Below are 1,439 nucleotides of genomic sequence, written 5' to 3'. Positions count from 1 at the left end.
GAGCAATCGTCAAGACCTGTGGATCAAGATCTTCTAGGCGGCTCTCGACTGGTCCTCGATCGCCGGTGATTCCGCGGGCCGCTCGACGAGCTTGCCCTTGACGAAGGTCGCCCCGGCACGGACCAGAGCGACCAGATGCGGCGCGTTGACCGCCCGCCAGCGCTTCTGCGCCGACTCGATCAGCTTGAAGGCCATCGCCAGCCCCGCCGCGCGGGAGCCCGGCCCCTTGGTGACCTTGGTGCGGTGCCGGACAGTCGCGAAGGTCGACTCGATCGGGTTGGTCGTACGCAGATGCACCCAATGCTCGGCCGGGTAGTCGTAGAAGGCCAGCAGTTCGTCGAGGTCATCGACCACCTTGGCCACCGCCTTGGGGTACTTGGCGCCATAGGCGGCCTGGAACTCCTTGACCGCGCGTTCGGCGTGGTCCTTGTCCTCGGCGTTCCAGATCTCCGCCAGTGCCTTCTTCGCGCCCGGGTGGGCCGACTTCGGCATGGCCCCGAGCACGTTCGAGATCTTGTGAAACCAACACCTCTGGGCTCTGGCCTGCGGAAACACCTCGCCCAGTGCCGACCAGAAGCCGAGCGCGCCGTCCCCGATCGCCAGCACCGGCGCGCGCATGCCGCGCCGCTTGGCATCGCGCAGCAGGTCAGCCCACGACTCGGCCGACTCCCGGTAGCCGTCGGCGAGGGCGACGAGCTCTTTGCGGCCGTCGGCACGCACGCCGATCATCACCAGCAGGCAGAGTTTGTGCTCCTCCAGCCGGATGTTGACGTGGATTCCGTCGACCCACAGATAGACGTAGTCCACTCCGGACAGGTCACGCTCGCCAAAGGTGCGCTGCTCGGCCTTCCAGCTCTCCGTCAACCTCGTGATCACCGAGGCCGACAGACCCGCTGAGCTGCCAAGAAACTGGCTCAGCGCGGCCGTGAAGTCCCCCGAGGACAGCCCGTGCAGGTACAGCAATGGCAGCACCTCGCTGACCTGCGGGGTCTTACGGCACCAGGCAGGCAGGATCGCCGATGAGAAGCGCCGGCGCTCGCCGGTGGCTTCGTCGATACGCTTGTCGTTGACCCGCGGGGCCTTGACCTCGATCGCGCCCGCCCCGGTGAGCAGGTCGCGCGGGGCGTGATAGCCGTTACGCACCACCAGGCGTCGACCAGCCTCATCACGCACGTCGGCGAAAGCGGCGATGTAGGCGTCCACCTCGGCCTGCAGCGCGGCGGCGAGCATCTTGCGGGCGCCCTCACGGACGATCTGGTCGATCAACGAGGAGGTACTTGCCGCGGCGTGGTCGTCAGCGGGCATCTCGGGCACTACGGTGAGCACGGGTGTGCCTTCCCGACCGACGCGCCAACGTCGGCCTTATCTCGAAACCATGATCAGATGATTCGGGAAGGTACACCCCTTCCCGTCAGATCCACAGGTTTCGATCATTGCTC

1 protein-coding gene is annotated in these 1,439 nt (G+C 66.4%); it reads right to left on the bottom strand.

Annotated features, from left to right (window positions below; all coding sequences use genetic code 11):
• Positions 1 to 33: 33 nt before the first annotated feature.
• A complete protein-coding gene (locus ABGB14_RS49950) occupies positions 34 to 1,305 on the bottom strand; it encodes an IS256 family transposase (protein ID WP_347650953.1) in 1,272 nt (423 codons plus the stop codon).
• Positions 1,306 to 1,439: the final 134 nt, after the last annotated feature.

This window comes from Nonomuraea sp. B10E15 (genome assembly GCF_039871615.1).
Lineage (GTDB): Bacteria > Actinomycetota > Actinomycetes > Streptosporangiales > Streptosporangiaceae > Nonomuraea.
The sequence above is the reverse complement of the archived record's forward strand: the minus strand, read 5'-3'. Positions and strand labels throughout refer to the sequence as shown.

Coding starts and splice junctions, on each gene's coding strand:
- ABGB14_RS49950 (WP_347650953.1), bottom strand. CDS start 1,305: ATGCCCGCTGACGACCACGCCGCGGCAAGTACCTCCTCGTTGATCGAC.